The 17520-nt window shown below is 45.3% G+C and carries 13 protein-coding genes; 6 read left to right on the top strand and 7 right to left on the bottom strand.

The window, feature by feature from the left end:
• Positions 1-74: 74 nt before the first annotated feature.
• Positions 75-554 (bottom strand): rRNA maturation RNase YbeY, encoded by a 480-nt coding sequence (gene ybeY / locus V6M43_RS08395; RefSeq protein WP_332734239.1) that lies wholly within the window; start codon positions 552-554, stop codon positions 75-77.
• Positions 555-582: 28 nt separating this feature from the next.
• On the opposite strand from ybeY, the gene V6M43_RS08390 reads away from it, so the two are divergent.
• Genes V6M43_RS08390 through V6M43_RS08380 form a run of 3 tightly spaced genes read left to right on the top strand, consistent with a single transcriptional unit; the run spans position 583 to position 2455 of the window.
• Positions 583-840 (top strand): FeoA family protein, encoded by a 258-nt coding sequence (locus V6M43_RS08390; protein WP_253271525.1) that lies wholly within the window; start codon positions 583-585, stop codon positions 838-840.
• A gap of 43 nt (positions 841-883) precedes the next feature.
• On the top strand, positions 884-1453 hold the full coding sequence (gene nadD, locus V6M43_RS08385; protein ID WP_332734234.1) for a nicotinate (nicotinamide) nucleotide adenylyltransferase: 570 nt from the start codon (positions 884-886) through the stop codon (positions 1451-1453).
• A 33-nt stretch (positions 1454-1486) separates the two neighbouring features.
• On the top strand, positions 1487-2455 hold the full coding sequence (locus tag V6M43_RS08380; RefSeq protein WP_332734232.1) for a serine hydrolase: 969 nt from the start codon (positions 1487-1489) through the stop codon (positions 2453-2455).
• 18 nt (positions 2456-2473) lie between these two features.
• Here the strand turns inward: V6M43_RS08380 and dgt are convergent, their stop codons facing one another.
• The gene (gene dgt, locus V6M43_RS08375) at positions 2474-3853 is read right to left on the bottom strand and encodes a dGTP triphosphohydrolase (protein ID WP_332734230.1); all 1380 of its coding nucleotides are present in this window, start codon (positions 3851-3853) and stop codon (positions 2474-2476) included.
• A 55-nt stretch (positions 3854-3908) separates the two neighbouring features.
• Between dgt and V6M43_RS08370 the strand changes: the two genes are divergently transcribed.
• The 3 genes from V6M43_RS08370 to V6M43_RS08360 are packed head-to-tail and all read left to right on the top strand — an operon-like array spanning position 3909 to position 11385.
• A complete protein-coding gene (locus V6M43_RS08370) occupies positions 3909-7217 on the top strand; it encodes a UvrD-helicase domain-containing protein (protein WP_332734228.1) in 3309 nt (1102 codons plus the stop codon).
• A 17-nt stretch (positions 7218-7234) separates the two neighbouring features.
• A complete protein-coding gene (locus V6M43_RS08365; protein ID WP_332734226.1) occupies positions 7235-10093 on the top strand; it encodes a PD-(D/E)XK nuclease family protein in 2859 nt (952 codons plus the stop codon).
• 44 nt (positions 10094-10137) lie between these two features.
• A complete protein-coding gene (locus tag V6M43_RS08360) occupies positions 10138-11385 on the top strand; it encodes a chromate transporter (RefSeq protein WP_332734224.1) in 1248 nt (415 codons plus the stop codon).
• A gap of 72 nt (positions 11386-11457) precedes the next feature.
• Here V6M43_RS08360 and V6M43_RS08355 read toward each other — a convergent pair whose 3' ends face one another.
• The 5 genes from V6M43_RS08355 to V6M43_RS08335 all read right to left on the bottom strand — a co-directional run bounded on the left by V6M43_RS08355 (position 11458) and on the right by V6M43_RS08335 (position 17491).
• Positions 11458-13065 carry a tetratricopeptide repeat protein gene (locus tag V6M43_RS08355; RefSeq protein WP_332734222.1) on the bottom strand — a complete coding sequence of 536 codons (1608 nt, stop codon included), beginning with the start codon at positions 13063-13065 and terminating at the stop codon, positions 11458-11460.
• 17 nt (positions 13066-13082) lie between these two features.
• Positions 13083-13919, bottom strand: coding sequence for a universal stress protein (locus V6M43_RS08350; RefSeq protein WP_332734220.1), 837 nt, complete (start codon positions 13917-13919; stop codon positions 13083-13085).
• A gap of 9 nt (positions 13920-13928) precedes the next feature.
• Entirely contained in the window at positions 13929-15308 is a 1380-nt protein-coding gene (locus tag V6M43_RS08345) for an HAD-IB family phosphatase (RefSeq protein WP_332734218.1), read from the bottom strand.
• Between the two features lie 88 nt (positions 15309-15396).
• Positions 15397-16779, bottom strand: a complete 1383-nt coding sequence (locus tag V6M43_RS08340; RefSeq protein ID WP_332734216.1) for a HAMP domain-containing sensor histidine kinase — start codon at positions 16777-16779, stop codon at positions 15397-15399.
• Position 16780: 1 nt separating this feature from the next.
• On the bottom strand, positions 16781-17491 hold the full coding sequence (locus tag V6M43_RS08335) for a response regulator transcription factor (RefSeq protein ID WP_332734215.1): 711 nt from the start codon (positions 17489-17491) through the stop codon (positions 16781-16783).
• Positions 17492-17520: the final 29 nt, after the last annotated feature.

Here is a 17520-nt window from a genome sequence, read left to right as displayed (position 1 = left end):
CTCTCCCCTCTTACCTGCTTCTGGGGGTTCCACGTGAAACATTTCACTTTACTTCCTGAACTAAGGACCAAATTTCACCTCTTACATCTTCCCTCTTGCTGTTTCGTTTCACGTGGAACATCCATATAATCTCTCAAACACTCCTCCTCCTTCATCCTCATCAAAGCCGCGTCTTTGGCTGATTTATCCTTGTACCCACAGAGATGGAGCGCTCCGTGAAAGATAACCCTGTGTAATTCGCGTTGGAAGGATTCCTTATGGGATTGTGCATTTTCCTTAACCCGGTCGATGCTAATATAGATCTCTGCTGTAGTAGGATCCCCGGGTGCTGAGAGGTCAAAACTGATGATATCGGTATAATAGTCGTGTTTAAGATGGATGCGATTTATTTCCAGCAGGTATTCGTCACTGCAAAAAATATAACTAATTGATTCCAACGGTTGTTTCTCTTTACGGAAGAGTTGTTGGATGAAGGCCTTGCAGTTAAGGCGCCGGGTAAAGCGGAAATCGTTTACCAGGTAATGAAACTGAATAATATCGGTAGATTTGTCCATTCTTTCCAAAAATCGTAAAACATTTCCAATGGCAGAGCATAGTTTTGAAGCAGTTATGATGAAACGATTGTCTGATATAGGAGTTGGTCGCACGGTGATCATCAAGAGCTTTGAGAATAATGATATATTCCTGAAACTTATGGAGATGGGCTGTGTACCAGGGGAAAGGGTAAGGGTTGAACAAAAGGCTCCATTGGGTGACCCTATCGCTATTACGGTATCGGGTTATAACCTGAGCCTGCGGCTCGATGAAGCCCGGAATATATTTGTAGAAGAGGTGGCCTGACCTCTTTTTTTGTGCCTTTCACGGAGCCTTGTTATATTGTTGTATGAAAATTGGTCTCTATTTCGGCTCCTTTAATCCCATCCACACCGGTCACTGTATCATTGCCAATCATATGGCAACCAATACCGACCTGCAGCAGGTATGGCTCGTGGTGTCGCCACAGAATCCCTTTAAACCATCGGCTGGATTGCTTAATGAATACCACCGCTTACACCTTGTCCAGAAGGCAATTGATGGCGTGGAGTGCCTGAAAGCTTCTGATATTGAATTCCACCTTCCCCGCCCCTCCTACACCATTGATACCCTGACCTACCTGGCAGAAAAATTCCCCCAACACGAATTTGCCGTGGTAATGGGAAGTGATGGACTTCAAAATTTGCACAAATGGAAAAATGCCAATACCCTTATGGCGGAAGTAGAATTCTATGTATATCCCCGCCCCGGATTTATCATTAATACTGACCTTCCCGCCCGAATACACCAGGTTCAGGCACCCATGCTCGATATCTCAGCAACGGTAATAAGGCAGCAGATAAAGAACCGTAAGGATATCCGCTTCCTGGTACCTGAACCAGTGAGAGAAGAAATTGAAAAGAATGGATACTACAGATAAGTGATTGCAAATCAACCGTAAATGCGAATAAAGATGAGTAAACGAGTTAAAACAGGCTGCTATTCCCCTGCGCTTAGGGTAATTATTCTTCATTTGATTCTGCTTGGGATCGTTGTTCCGAATGGCGCTGCCGCACAGGTAGATCGGAAATTGCAGAAATCGATTGAATCACTGGTAGATGGCTTCAAGGGCACTGTTGGTATCTATGTAAAACATCTTCCATCAGGAAGAACCGCCCAAATAAATGCCGACAGCCTTTTCCCCACCGCAAGCATGGTCAAGATCCCGATCATGATCGGCATAATGGATAAGATCCACAAAAATGAGCTGCAATACCACCAACCCCTTATTTATAATGACTCCCTCCTCTACGCAGGAGAAGATATCCTTGGCTCCTTCAAATCAGGCGAAACGATACAACTTGCCAAAGTCCTGATGCTAATGATGACAACCAGTGATAACACCGCAAGCCTCTGGCTTCAATCACTGGCAGGCACCGGAACCCGTATCAACCAACTCTTAGACTCAATGGGCTATACCGCTACAAGGGTCAACTCCCGCACCGAAGGTCGGCGGGGGCACTGGGAGCAATATGGGTGGGGACAAACCAGCCCCCGGGAAATGGTCGGGCTCCTGGAACAGGTTTATCGCCGCAAAATGATCAACGATACCCTTTCAGAACGAATGCTCAGGCTTATGGGAAGAAATTACTGGGATGAAGAAGCTATTTCCATGATTCCACCCGAAATCTTTGTTGCGTCAAAAAATGGCGCAGTTGATGCCTCCCGCAGCATAACCATGCTGGTAATGGCTCCGCATGGTCCTTACATCTTTTCTGTCATTACAAAAAACCAACTCGATACCAGCTGGAAATCAGACAACGAGGGCTGGGTGATGGAACGTAAACTTTCCTCCCTGCTCTGGAATCATTTCGAGCCACGTTCAAAATGGAAACCACTTATGGACGTAAAAGGTAATCCCACCGAAGTGAGGAATGATTGATGCAGGCTTAGAAATATATTATGTATGCGTAGGCAAGGATATACCGCGAAGGTTTTTGTACAACTCCATGGCATAGGAATCGGTCATCCCCGAAATGAAATCAATAACCGATAAAGCTTTTTCATATCCACTGCCATCCGGAGCAACATACTGTTGAGGCAATAATCGGAGTAACTTCTTCTCGCGGTGAGTGGCGCTCTCATGCAGCACAGCCGGGATAAAAGATTCAAGCAGCGCACTCATCACTTCATAACCCGCCAGTTCGATTTTCACCACGGTCTCATGGTTATAGATCTTCTTCACAGTAACCTGGTTAATATCGTCCAAAGCCTTTGCTGCAGCGGGTTCTATCGCATCGATCAAAGATCGGTTATAGGTTCCTGTGAGTATCTCATTGCGGTTCGCAATGAAACTATCAACGCAACTTAACGCAAGGAAATTGATGCATTTAGCACGCAGATAGGCCAGCTGCTCACGTGGATCATTTTCCAGTTCCAATAATGTTTTACGGATCCGGTCCATCTGGTTGGATGCTGCCGTTTCCAGCAAGGCTACAAACAGTGAAATGGCAGTATTGCTGTCAATTATACCAAGACGATGTGCATCTTCCCAATCGATCACCCGGTAACAGATATCATCCGCCGCCTCCACCAGGTACACAAAGGGATGCCTCTTAAATGCCAGAGGATCAATGGATTGCGTATGCATTCCCACTGCCACAGCCACCTCCTCAAAAGCCTTGCGGTCGGCCTGGAAAAAGCCATACTTTTTCATGTGTAACTGCTCTTTGTTGCTCGCCAACGATTCGCAGGGATATTTAGCAATGGCCGCAAGGGTACTATAGGTGAGCTGGTAGCCTCCTTTCTGCCGGTTGGCATAATGGTGTGTCAATATGCGGAAAGCGTTGGCATTGCCCTCAAAATGCGTAAGGTCGCTCCATTCCGCTTCACTGAAATGCTGGTGAAGCGGTTTGTCATCTAACAAAGTTCCGCCATGCTGAATAAAATAAGAAGAGATGGCGGCCTCGCCCGAATGCCCGAAAGATGGGTTGCCAATATCATGTGCCAGGCAGGCTGCTGCAATTACACTGGAAAGGTCAGCTTCATAGAAATGCTTTGCCGCCAAATCTAAATTTGCACCCTCAGCAGCCAGCAAACCCTCTCCAACCAGCTTACCCAATGAACGACCAACACTGGCAACTTCAAGTGAATGCGTAAGGCGGTTATGCACCAGAACAGGCCCGGGTAATGGAAACACCTGGGTCTTATCCTGCAAACGCCGGAAAGCAGCGGAAAAGATCAGCCTGTCAAAATCACGTTCATATGGTGTGCGGGGTTGCGCTGATATATATCCCTGGCCGAACCGACCATGCGAAAAGCAATTATTCCAGTGCATCATTTCACAAAGGTATAGTTGCTGACAGCTTTTTAAATCAATAAGTTTGACCTGCATTATGAAAGAAGAAAGATTCTCCCCACCACTCCATATTTATCGCGCATCCGCAGGCTCCGGCAAAACATTCCTGCTTGCATCCGAATACCTCTGCCTGCTATTTGAAAGGCCGGAAAAATACCGCGAGATCCTCGCCGTCACCTTCACCAACAAGGCAACCGAAGAAATGAAACACCGCATCCTCGGTGAATTGAGAAAGATCGCCCTCGGTGAAGAAACAGGTTACGCCGCCATTATAAAAGATCGGTTTCCGGCTTTTAAATCGGGTCAGCAACTTTCCTTGCAAGCCGACCGGATCTACCGGACTATCCTGCACGATTATGCGAAATTCTCCGTTAGTACCATCGATAGTTTTGTACAACAAGTGATTCGGTCTTTCGCCTATGAAATTGGACTGGATGCAGGATTCGAATTGCAGTTGAACCAGGACCTCGTGAAAGAGGAACTTGCCGATCGCCTCTTCGAATTACTGGAAACCAACGAAGACCTGTTGCAATGGGTGCAGCAGATCGCAATTGACAGAATTGAAAATGGGGAAAGCTGGGATTTCCGTTCTACCCTGCTCGACTTTGCCAGTGAGATCTTCAAAGAGAGATTTCATCACTTTGAAGCCAATATGCAGCAACTCGAACAGCCTTCCAAAGCTTTCGAAACACTGAAGAAAAAACTTCAGGCGAATATCAAAGAAATGGAATCGCCCATGAAAGAATTGGCAGCCAAAGCAAATGCTATTCTAAAGGAAAGCGGTCTGCAGCAAGATGATTTTCCATATGGGAAAAACGGGTTCATCAATTATTTCAATCGCATAGAGAATAAAAAAGATTTCAATCCGGGTGCCCGCTGCCTGGAGGCGGTAGATAATATTTCGAAGTGGACGACCAAATCAAAAACGCCTGCCTCTGTTCTTTCACGGGTGGAAGCTATTTATCCCGAACTCAATGATTTGTTAACGAAATGTATTCAACACTACCAGCAACACAATGTTGAATACCGTACTGCCCTTTCAGTATTGCGTCAATTGAATAATCTTAGCCTGCTACAGGTGCTCGCAGCGCAGCTTGCAGACTATCGGAGAGATAATAACCTCCTGCTGATTTCTGATACACAGCAATTGCTTCGCGAACTGGTTCGTGATAATGATGCCCCATTTATTTACGAAAAAATTGGTAACCGCTACCAGCATTTCCTCCTCGATGAATTCCAGGATACCAGTACATTTCAGTGGGATAATTTCAGGCCACTGGTGGAACAGTCTGTATCAACAGGTCACTTCAACCTTGTAGTGGGCGACGTGAAACAATCGATCTATCGGTGGCGCAGCGGCGACTGGCGGTTATTGCAGGAACAGGTGAAAAAAGATATCGGCGCCGCTAATGTGAAGGATGCCAGCCTGAAAGAAAATTATCGAAGCCGGGAGAATATTATTCATGTCAATAATTTCATTTTTCATATAGCCCCATTATTACTGCAGGAAAATTTCAATGTTGAAATGGCAGTCGTACAGGATAGCGCCATACTTGCCCGCCTGCATGCCAACGGATACTTCAACATTATTGCAGAGGCATATGCAGATGCATCACAGCAAATTCCTTCGCCTTCAAAGCCTGGTGGCAATGTAGAGATCAGGTTCTTCCAGAAAGAAGACAGCCGGTCGCCCAATTCATGGAAGCCCACTGCCGATGAATGGCTTTGCACACATATTGACACACTTATCTCTGACAAAGGAATAAGGCCAGAACAGATAACCATCCTTACCCGAAATAATAATGATGCGCGGCGACTGATAGATTTGTTACTGGTATACCAGCAATCAGCGGATGCACGTGCCCGTTATGGCCTCGTTTCTGCTGACGCGCTTCTGGTGAACGCATCCCCCGCCATCCAGTTATTGGTGGCCGCCCTTCGTTTCCTGGTCAATGAAAAGGATGAACTGGCCCGCGCCGAACTGGTGCAGGCCAATGCAATAAGGCTTGGACTTGACATCAGTAATACCGACTGGTACAGGAAAGATTTTAACCACGCGCTTCAGCAACTACCGGAAGCTTTCCGTCACAGGAAAAGATATCTTTTGCAAACAGCACTCTATGAGTGCGTGGAAGAACTGATCACCATTTTTAATATTGATCACTGGACAAGCGAACAGGCCTATATTCTTGCATTTCGGGATATGGTAAATAATGTTAGTGCAAGGGGCAAACCCGATATCCGGGAATTCCTTCAATGGTGGCAGGAAGAAGGTGCGCAAAAAGCATTGCCATTGTCGGCCGCGGCAAATGCTATCCAGGTGATGACGATCCATAAATCAAAAGGTCTCGCTTTTGATGTGGTTATCATTCCTTATGCTGATTGGAAACTCACCAATGATAAAGGTATGCTCTGGTCAGAATGGGGACCCGATGAATCGGGCATTGAATGGGTGCCGGTTCTTTTAAAAAAAGACCTCGATCAAACCCGGTTCGCCTATGATTATTTCGAAGAACAGCTGATGGCGAGAATGGATGCATTGAATATGTTGTATGTGGCGCTTACCCGTACCCGTCAGGCCATGTATATTCTGGCTCCGGCACCGTCAGTAAAAAAAGACAATGAAGGCGGAATGAAAACTATTGCTGACCTGCTTTGGCAGTGCCTTCATCCCACTGAATATGCCCTGCCTGATACCCTTACAGATTACGCCAAACAATTCACAGTATCAGAACTGATCGTGGAAGGTATCGTAGAGCCTGTTGAGAAAAAAGATATCTCAACCGAAAGCATTCGCATTGATCCGGTAACCATACATGCCTCTTTGCTACAGGATCTTCGCGAGCCGGCAACACAGGAACTACTTCTTCATTCAGCAGTAACAGAACAACAACAGATCGGCCAACTTGCCCACCTCGCATTAGCAAGAGTGAAGACGCTGGATGAATTAGATATTACGCTGGAAAAAATGCAACTGGAAGGCGAACTAACCACAGAGTTACTACCTGCCGTAAAAGAGAGGGTGGCGATGGCACTGGAAAATGAACAACTCGCCCATTGGTTCGGCTCTGGCTATCAGGCGCTTAATGAAAAAGCCATCCTCCTTAAGGGAGGCGCAGTAAGAAGGCCCGATAAAGTTCTGGTAGGTGCCAATGAAACCATTCTGCTTGATTTTAAATTCACGCAGGAGGCATCTCCTTCGCATGGAAGACAACTGCAGCAATACCACGACCTCCTTGTGGAAATGGGCTATCCCTCCGTTCGATCCTTTATTTACTATGGGTATAACCGTTCCCTGGTACCCCTTGCGCAACTGGCAGTAGAGCAGGGTCAACTATTCGGTTAATGATAAATGTTAGTAACATGTTTCTCCAGGAAGTAGCAACTGATCTATATAATAAATTCGGAAAAGACCTGAGTCGGCTTGCGCTGGTCTTTCCTAACAAGCGTCCCTCGGTTTATTTCCGGCGTCACCTGGGTAACCTCATCGACGGACCAATATGGAGCCCCGACCTCATGACCATTCACGAATTTATCCAGCTTTCTACCCGGCAACTTACGGCCGACAGATTATTACAGTCTTTCCTGTTGTATGAAGCGTATACCACCGTTATGCTGGAAAGCGGCGATACGAATATTTCTACCTATGAAAAATTCTTCTCCCTTGGCGAAATACTACTGAATGATTATACCGAGCTGGAGTCTAATGTGATCAACCATAAAGATCTCTATACAACCATGGCGGATCTTGCTGCCATCGACCAGGGATTTGATTACCTCACCGAAGAACAGAAAGAATACCTGCAAAGATTCTGGAAGAACTTTTCCATGGAAAAACTTAGCCGCCAGAAAGAAAAGTTCTTACAGCTCTGGCAGCAGTTACCCGCCATCTTTGAAAAATTCAGTAACCTTCTTAAAGAAAGAAATCTCACCACCACCGGAAACATCTATCGCAACCTGGTAAAAGATTCATACGATAATAAAGAGTTCCCGGGCAATTATGAGAAACTTGTATTTATAGGATTCAATGCACTCAACCGTGCCGAGCTTCAACTTTTCAAAAAGTGGAAGGACGAGGGCCTCGCGCTTTTTTATTTCGATGCAGATGTCCATTATACAGAGGATCCTTTGCAGGAAGCGGGACTATTTCTTCGCCGAAACCTGCAGTTGTTTGGTAACGAATTACCAACAGCAAATGGCATCAATAATTCAGCCCGACCCATCCATATTATTGCAGCAGAAGGCAATGCTGCACAGGTAAGGGTATTGCCTCAACTGCTTGAGGCAATACCTGACATAAAGGAAAATCCGGAAAGAGTTGCCGTTTTTCTAGGTGATGAAAAACAATTATTACCAGTACTTCATGCACTTCCCGCCTCTGTTCCATTTATCAATATCACTATGGGATATGGGCTGGCACAATCGCCCGTTTTTTCATTGGTGCACACCATTGTCCGTGTACAGGAATCCCTCGCCCAGAACAATGGCAAAAGGGTTTATTACCAACCCTTGTTACAGTTGCTTCAGCACCCCTATCTCTATGAAGTAACGGATGCCATAAACCTGGCAGCGGAAATCAATAGCAGGAGCCTTGTTTCCATTCCCCGTGAAAAATGGATGCATATAGAAGAGAAGCGGCTTAAGCATATTCTGCAGGCGGTGGAAAACCCGATTGATATAATTGCGTTGATCAAACTGGTACTCGAAATACAGGCAAGGGAAACCACCACCACAGTAATGGCGGCACTAGAAGCCCAGCTGCTGACAGCAACATATCTGCAACTCAACCGACTCCACGATCTGCTCCTACAATTCACCCATCCGCTTAGCCTGTCCTTTATTGGTGAAACCCTGATGAATATACTGCGTGCGCAATCAGTACCACTAGAAGGCGAACCGCTCAAAGGATTGCAGGTAATGGGATTGCTGGAAAGCCGTGGACTTGATTTCGACCATATCATAATGTTGAATGTGAATGAAGGTTCACTTCCAAAGAAAGCCGTGGCGCCAACATTTATTCCGGATAGTATAAGGCGAGCATATGGGCTCAGCGTAATGGAGAAACAGGATGCCATTTTTGCCTACGTATTTTACAGACTGCTTCAGAGAAGCAAGTCGGTCCGATGCCTTTACAACAATACAATTGACGATAAGGGCACGGGAGAGCAGAGCCGCTTTCTCACACAACTGGAATATGAAACGAAAATCCCCATTATCAGATCTGTTGTTCAGCTTGATATAGCTCCGCGGGCAAAAGACCCCATCACTATACAAAAAGATGCAGCCATTTTGCAGAGCCTGCGTAAGTATACAGCAACGGCACTGAGCCCTTCTGCTATAAATACCTATCTCGAATGCCGGCTTCGGTTCTATTTCCAGAACCTGGTAGGAATCCGTGAGCCCGAAGATTTCCAGGATGAAATTGATGCACGTATGCTAGGAAATATCCTGCATAGGGCCATTGAATTTTTATATATCCGTTTACAGGAGTCCAAAGCTGGCGATAAATGGGTGCAGACACCAGATATTGATACAATGCTTCAATGGGTGCCCTGGGCCATTGGAAGAGGTTTCGGTGAATGCCTCGCCGGCGATGCAGATTTTGAAGTGGAATATTCTGGAAGTTATAAAGTGATACATGAAGTTGTACGCATCTATGTGCAGGAAGTATTGGCTAACGACAAACTATATACGCCATTCCAGATCTGGAACCTGGAACAAAGGTTCGACACCACCATCCCAATGCTAATAAATGGGGAAACCTGGAAAATAAAACTGGGAGGCATCATTGATCGGGTGGATATCAAAAATGGCATCTACCGTATCATTGATTACAAAACAGGAAAGGATTCCAAGGACTTTAAAGGCGTATCCTCTTTCTTTGACCGCGAAGGCAGGGACAGAAACAAAGCCGCCTTGCAAACTTTTCTTTACACATATGTTTTGAAGCAACAGTTCGATTCTGATATACCGGTAGTAGCGGGCCTTTATGATGTAAGGAATATGCGAAAGGATGCTGGAAAATTTGACTGGCGTTTTCGCGATACCAGTGCAGATAATGAACCCCTCGATCACCTGGCTGTGTCCACCATGGTTGCTGATACAATGGACGGATTAGTTCCCGTGATCGAAGAAATATTCAGTGCAGAAATTCCATTTGACCAAACCAACAAAATTGAAAAATGCCAGTACTGTTCCTATGCAACGCTTTGTGGCAGGTAATAAAACACCATCATGCTAACATATAATTGAATATTTTTAATCCTATGGTCTTACTGAGGCATATCCCCTTTCTCAAAGCAGTGCTGCTGCATAGCCTTACCGCTTTCGGCGGACCACAAGGCCATTTCGGGATGATGCTTAAAACCTTTGTGAGCCAGCGAAAGGATGTTACCAAAGAAGAGCTGATGGAATACAACGCCTTTTGCCAGATGCTCCCCGGCGCCTCCTCCACACAGGTTCTGACACTGGTGGGATATAAAAGAGGGGGCGTACCCCTCGCAGTGCTAACCTTACTGGTATGGATCTTACCAGCCTCCGTATTAATGGGGGCCCTTTCTTTTCTGGTTCGCTATTTTGATGAAGCCACAATGAAGCATGATATATTCAAGTATATCGCTCCCATGACCATTGGCTTTCTCGCATATGCCTCAGCGATAGCATTCAAACTTTCAGTAAAAAACACCATCACACAGATCATAATGGTGATGAGCGCCATTCTTAGTTTTGTATTCTTTAAAGTGCCGGTCATTATTCCCTTACTTATTGTAGTTGGGGGATTTGTTACCAATCTCAGCGACCGCCGGATTCCGCAGGTAGGCGAAAAACCCCGCAAGATCAAATGGGGGAATATCTGGCTCTTCGCCTTTATTTTCCTGGCAGCAGGGGTACTCAGTGAACAGGCCCGTAAACACGACTGGCCCAACAGGCGCCCCATCAACCTCTTTGAGAACACTTACCGTTTCGGAAGCCTGGTATTTGGTGGAGGCCAGGTGCTGGTGGCAATGATGTATGAACAGTTTGTAGTGAGACCACAAAACGAAAAACTTCTTCAACGCAATCCTAATGTAGTTAAGATAGAACGGGCCGACTTTTATACCGGCGCCGGATTGGTTAGAGCCATGCCTGGCCCCGTCTTTTCTATTGCCTCCTTTATGGGTGGCATGGCCATGAGCGACAGGGGAACACGCTGGCAGATAACAGGCTGTGTAATTGGTACAATTGCCATCTTCCTCCCCAGCGCCCTGCTGGTACTCTTCTTCTTTCCCGTATGGAACAACCTTAAAAAATACGCTATATTCTTCCGGGCACTGGAAGGTATCAATGCAACAGTTGTCGGATTCCTGATCGCCTCCACCCTTTATATGTTCAAAGACATTACACTTACCGAATGGGCCGACCACGGCTGGATCAATATCCTCGTAATAGCCGGTACCTGGCTTGCACTTTCTTTCTCCCGCATACCCTCCCCCGTTATAGTAATATTTTGCGTGGCACTTGGCGCCATTCTATAACAAAAAAATGCCCCTCTTAAACAAGAGGGGCCACACCCAAAAAACCAACCTTTCGGTTTGAGAAAACTAAGACTATTTTGGTCCCCCATCGCTGATCCACTTTTTCAGGATGCCAGCAAAACGTTCTGCATCTGCATTATCTGGTTGTACTGCAAGAATCTTTTCAAACCATCCCAACGCTGCAGGATAATCCTTTTTCACATTCGCCTCATAAGCCCCCAGGTAACCATAGGCCTGCAATAAAAGACTCTTGTTCTTTTCCACATCCTTTTCAGCGATCTCTATCACCTTCAGGTAATCCTGTACGGCCAAGCCCTGCTCCATGGTGGTATCGATCTGTGCCCTGCTCTTTGCACGCCAGTAAAATCCATACACCTGGTCTGGATACTTCGCTGTATACAATCCAAAGACACTGTCTGCTGCATTGTATTCTGCTGCAGCATAATGTGCCAGTCCCCAGTTATAGATATCCAGGTTATTCGGATCTTCTTTTGTTTCAAAGATCTTTCCCAGCCAGCGTGCTTCCCCACTCCTGTTCTCTTTCTCCTTGTACCAGTTGGCGAGCTGCTGCATATATTCCAGCTTGTATTCAGTAACAGTGTCCATCGCAATGGCACGCTCCCAACTCTGAAGGGCTAGTGAATCATTGCCTGTTTTTGTCAGCAACTTTGCCTGCAGATCATAATCCTTCGCAACAAGATTGCTGTCAACTTCTTTATTGAAATAGGTCTGCAGATATTCCAGGGCCTTTGTAGAATCTCCACTGGCATCATAACTATAGGCAAGCAATTTATAAAGGCGTGGTTTTGTTTTTTCTCCCTCTTGTTGAAGGATAGCATTGGCGCCACTGATAGCTTCCGGATATTTTGACGACGCAAACATAAGGTCGGTGGTCATATACTGATGCTCAACGGTCTTGTCTGTATTCGCAACATAAAGATCAAGGTATTCTTTTGCCTTGTTCACATCACGGAAATAGTAGTAATAATACAGTTCATAGTAGGCGGCTGCATATTTTGGATCAGCCTCAATGGCCTGGTTAAAATATTTCAGGAACATCTCTGTATTCTGCTGGGTCAGATAGATCTTGCCAAGTTTAAAAGCCGCCTCCGCATATTTATCATTTTTGATCAGTGCTTCCATATAAGCCTTGGCCGATTCACTTCCCTGCCCAAGTTTGCGATATGCATCACCTTTTATTGACAATACTTCTGCATCTATCTTTTTTTCTTTTATCTCATTCAGAACCTGCAATGCGTAGGCAGCATCACCTTTCTCATTCTCCACCTGTGCCTTCGCTACAGCTTTGATAACGGCCTCATCCTTACGCTTGCTTTCTTTAAGCGCAGCATCAAATTGTGCCCTTGCCTCTGTAAGCTTATCCTGGTTCAGCAGCAGACTTCCATAGGCCACCCTGTTGAGTGGATGTGCCGCTGCAAGGCTTTCAGCATTAGGCTCCAGCAAAGACTTTGCTTTTTCAATATCATCATTCTCCAGGTACACCTCGGTAAGCCAGTAGTAGGCTTGCTTTTCGTCATCCTTTTGCTGGATCACCTGTTGAAGCACCTGCTCCGCACTCTGGTATCGATCGTAGTACAGCAATTGTTTTGCTTCTTCAATTGATTGTCCCATTGCTGTGATGGACAATGTTGTTAATCCGAAAAAAAGTAGTTTTCTCATGTATATTCTATTTTGTTTTATACCGCCATCACCGGGATTCGTGATGCGGAAAATAAAAAGCGTGAAAAAATGTTGTTTAATAGTCCGGGTAGCTCTGCCTCCTTGCCTGGTTGAACTACAATAAGATCGGCCTTAACCTGCTCTGCATAATGCAATGTAGTACCAGCTATATTGTCTCCATTCACCGGATGGCATTCTACTGACAGGTTGGTATTATCTCGCAAAAGCTGGTAGGCCTTCATGAGATAATGATTCTCCTCATGGCTTGCTTCCTTATCTTCCTGCAACGCCACCAGATGTATGCGCGCATCCTGGTATTTTGCCAGGTAGGAAGCGAACATGATCTTACGGAGTGGTAACGCATTGGTTACCGGTAACACGATATTATGTATAAAGCGAAGGCTTTCAGGGTCGGGCATATTTAATACAGGACATTGTACCCTTCTTGCCAGCCTGTCAATATTTATTCTTGAAAGCAGTTTGCTCCAGGGATATGGCCGGTGATGCGTCAGCACAACAAGATCAATATGATGACGAAGCGCATACTCGCGGATCTGCTTCTCTTCATTTCCCTGTACACAATGTGTAAAGAGATAACGACCTTTTTTTACCTGGCTTATAAAATTGGTCTGCCATTGCATCAGGGTATTGGAAGACTCTGCCAAATGATGACCGCGTGTGGCAATGATATGTTGTGAATCAGCCAGTACAGGTAATATCGATGGCTTCACAATATGCAGCAGGTGAACATCACAATCCATCTCGTTGGCAATGGGAATGATATTCTCGATCACACTCCGGGAAGTATCCGAAAAATCAATGACTACAAGTATTTGTTTTAAAAGTTTTTCCATTATAATTTTTTAAACCGCGTATCCCAGCATTTCTGAGAATGCAGGTTCAGAAATCTCCCTGTCAGCAACATAGCTGAGGAGCTCATTTGTTGAGCAGAACGCTATACCCATACCCGCCTGTTCAATCATGCACCTGTCTGCCTCACTGTCACCCACAGCAATACAATTTTCAAGCGCAATGTCATAACGCTTCGCGAGGTAACGCAATGCGTTTGTTTTACATATCGGATGCGTACAGATACTTTCATCCGAATGATAGAAATAGGATGGGATACGCACCTCGCCGGTAGCCACCCCTTCAAAATATTCAAGCTGGTTAGAGAGCGAGAAATCTGCGCCTATAATATTCTTCACATAGTCGGTGGCTATATGGTAACTATCGCTGACAATTCCTACCAGGTAACCTCTTGCTTTCAACTCTTCCACCACTTTAATAATATCTGTTACAATGGGAATTGATGAAGCTGTTTGTAAAAGGTCCGCCATGCTGATACCATCCATTAACAATGAAGCGCGTTTAGTGAATGCCGATGCATCTGTTTCTTTTACACGCAAATTATCAAGCTGTTTCCTGAAGCCAAACCTATCGGCACAGGTTTCCAGAAAAGAACCGCGAAGGATGGTATTATCCATATCGAATACAACCATTTTGCGGAGATTGCCCACCTCATCAACTACTACCGATTTCATTTCTGAGGAGATAAGGTTAACTAGTTCAAGCTGGTTGAGATTTACCATCTGCTTATTATGACGGAGTGCCTTTACGATGATGGCTCGTGTCACCTCCCGGCTCATCTTGCCGAGCGCCTGCCATGGTTTGCTCTTGTTTTCAATATGACCGATACACACTTCTGTTATGCGCGCCTGCATCAGGAACATATCTATCAGTATACCAATATCAACTCCATAGTCACTGAAAAACTCAATACGCTGAAAATGTTTTTTCCTGCCGGCGATCATACCACTGAGCGGCTGACTGAAATGAGCCAGCCCCGGGTAAAAAATGCTGAGCAGGGGCTTGGCCACCAACTCCGTAACCCGACCTGCATTGCGAGAGAATGTTGCTTTCACAAAATCTGCCCGGTCTTTAATAATGGGTTCCGTGAGCAGCGGGAGGGTCATATCTGGATAAGGGTCGATATCACCATCCAAAAAAACCAGGATATCATTGGTAGCAGCCTGGATACCCTCCTTCATGGAAGTTCCCTTACCGCGCACCAGGCTGTTAATAACTACAGCCCCGGCTGCTTTGGCTTTGGCTACCGTATCATCTATTGAATTATCATCCACAACAATTACTTCAGAAACGGCAGGTTGCCGAAGGCAGAATGATACCACATTGGCAATCGTTGCTGCTTCATTTAATACCGGGATGATAACTGTAACCATAGATGCACTCTTTAGAATATCAAATATGGTTCAGGGTCATTAAGACCCGATTAAAGCCCCATTAAAACAGCATTAAAAGAATGGAAAATCAGGTAAAACTGCTTGCAGCAGGCAATACTACGCGGAAAACAGTGCCCTCACTGCGGGAAGATCGCACCTCAATATTTCCTTTATGAATGCCAATGATTCTGCGGGCAAGCGCCAGGCCCAGCCCAAATCCTTTTTGCATACCAGAATTGGGCGATCTGTAAAATGGCAGGAAAATATTTTCTATTTCTTCCTCTTCTATTACATCTCCCTGGTTGATAACTTCCACTACCAGTTCGTTTATCCCGAATAGCAGGTTAACCTTACTGGTATGGTCCGCAGAATATTTACATCCATTTTCTACTATATTCTTTAAAGCGCTGAAAAGCAGGTCGGCATTGCCAAACACAAGCCCGCTTTTTTCATCATCAGGGAATTCGTCAAAATGCAGATGCACTACATATTCCTGGGAGATCTTCTGAACGGCACTGGTAACTTTCAGTAGCACTTCATCGATCCTCACCTCATGTAATTCAATGCTTCCCTCCTGCCCCGTTTTAGCGATCTCCAAAAGACTCTTTGTTAGTTGTCGCATCTGTTGAACATCTTCCTGGATAGATTCAAGCACATCATGATATTCCTGTTCTGTACGCTTCTTCTGCAGTGTAACTTCCAGTTGGGAAGAGATCGAGGTAAGCGGGGTAGATAATTCATGTGATGCGTTAGAAATAAATCGTCGCTGTATGGTAAAGGACTCCTGCAAGCGGTTCAGCAAATCATTAAAGGTCTTAGCCAGTTGGAACAACTCATCCTGGCCGCTGCCGGCATAAATACGGTGTGATAGATTGTGGGAAGAAATATTCGTAACCTCATCAATAATATTGGAGATAGGTTTTACAAGCTGCCTCGAAAAAACATAACCCACCAGCATGCTCAATGCCATCCCACCAAATAAACTCGCAAAAAGGATCTTCTGCAGCTGGTTCAGCCACAACATCCCATCGCTGTCAAAAGCCGCTACCACAATTATATATCGCTGCCTGTTATCCTTATGAACCTGTGCAAACGCATCGCGGTGGCCGATCGTAAAAGAAAGTTCTTTTTTTTCTCTTATCTCATTGAGCCTCGCCTGAGGCAGGTAAAAATCATCTGTGGCATCTGTATTGAAAACATATAGCCGCTTATAATCTTCAGAAAAAATATGGATCGACTTGGAGCTAAAGAATCTTGCATTGCTCCTGTCAATTCGCTGGAGAAGGCTCTGGCTCGAATCACCCAAAATGGAAAACAATTGTGATGCATTGTGCGCCCGCCCCGAAAGCCGCTGCTTAAATACCGCCTTGCGTTGAATGGATGATAGATAATAAACCGTATAGGCCGTCAATAGTAACAAAGCTGTTACAAGAACGGTGAAGAGTAGTGTTATTTTTGTGCGGATTGTCAAGTCAGCTGTTTTCTTTCAGCACATAACCCATGCCTACCTGTGTGTGGATCAGCTTCTGATCATAGTCGCGATCAATTTTTTTGCGAAGGAAATTTACATACACATCAATTACATTGGTTCCGGTATCAAAATCAATATCCCACACATTCAATGCTATATCCGCTCTTGATACCACCCTGTTCTTGTTTTTGATCATATACTCCAGCAACTGGAACTCTTTCGCTGTTAGTTGTATCAGGTTGCCGGCTCTTGAAACTTCCTTGCTGTCCATATTGATCACCAGGTCGTTTACACGTATAGTGTTGCCAACCGGCGCCTGGTGCTGGCTTCTTTTGAGCAGTGCCCTTATCCTTACCACCAGTTCAGCAAAGTCAAATGGTTTTACAATATAATCATCTGCGCCGGTATTGAAACCTTCGATCTTGTCTTCGGTACTGCTGAGTGCAGTTAACATGAGAACCGGAACCTGCTGGTTCACGGCACGGATATGTCGGAGTAATTCATATCCATTTTTTCCGGGAAGATTGATGTCTGCTATTACCAATTCATAACAACGGGTATCAAATAATTTCTGACCAATATTGCCATCATAGGCAACATCAACCTGGTACTGTTGTTCTTCCAGTCCTTTCTTAAGGGTCTCGGCAATTTTCTTCTCATCTTCAACAAGAAGAATACTGATATCATGCATGCTTTCCGGGTGCTGGTTCAATGGTGAAATTAAGCCTAATCTCCCGTCGG

Origin of the sequence: Flavihumibacter sp., from assembly GCF_036676075.1 — a bacterium.
Lineage (GTDB): Bacteria > Bacteroidota > Bacteroidia > Chitinophagales > Chitinophagaceae > Flavihumibacter.
Note: the sequence above shows the minus strand (reverse complement) of the source record. Positions and strands in the feature narration are given on the sequence as shown.

Coding starts and splice junctions, on each gene's coding strand:
- ybeY (WP_332734239.1), bottom strand. CDS start 554: ATGGACAAATCTACCGATATTATTCAGTTTCATTACCTGGTAAACGAT.
- V6M43_RS08390 (WP_253271525.1), top strand. CDS start 583: ATGGCAGAGCATAGTTTTGAAGCAGTTATGATGAAACGATTGTCTGAT.
- nadD (WP_332734234.1), top strand. CDS start 884: ATGAAAATTGGTCTCTATTTCGGCTCCTTTAATCCCATCCACACCGGT.
- V6M43_RS08380 (WP_332734232.1), top strand. CDS start 1,487: ATGAGTAAACGAGTTAAAACAGGCTGCTATTCCCCTGCGCTTAGGGTA.
- dgt (WP_332734230.1), bottom strand. CDS start 3,853: ATGATGCACTGGAATAATTGCTTTTCGCATGGTCGGTTCGGCCAGGGA.
- V6M43_RS08370 (WP_332734228.1), top strand. CDS start 3,909: ATGAAAGAAGAAAGATTCTCCCCACCACTCCATATTTATCGCGCATCC.
- V6M43_RS08365 (WP_332734226.1), top strand. CDS start 7,235: ATGTTTCTCCAGGAAGTAGCAACTGATCTATATAATAAATTCGGAAAA.
- V6M43_RS08360 (WP_332734224.1), top strand. CDS start 10,138: ATGGTCTTACTGAGGCATATCCCCTTTCTCAAAGCAGTGCTGCTGCAT.
- V6M43_RS08355 (WP_332734222.1), bottom strand. CDS start 13,065: ATGAGAAAACTACTTTTTTTCGGATTAACAACATTGTCCATCACAGCA.
- V6M43_RS08350 (WP_332734220.1), bottom strand. CDS start 13,919: ATGGAAAAACTTTTAAAACAAATACTTGTAGTCATTGATTTTTCGGAT.
- V6M43_RS08345 (WP_332734218.1), bottom strand. CDS start 15,308: ATGGTTACAGTTATCATCCCGGTATTAAATGAAGCAGCAACGATTGCC.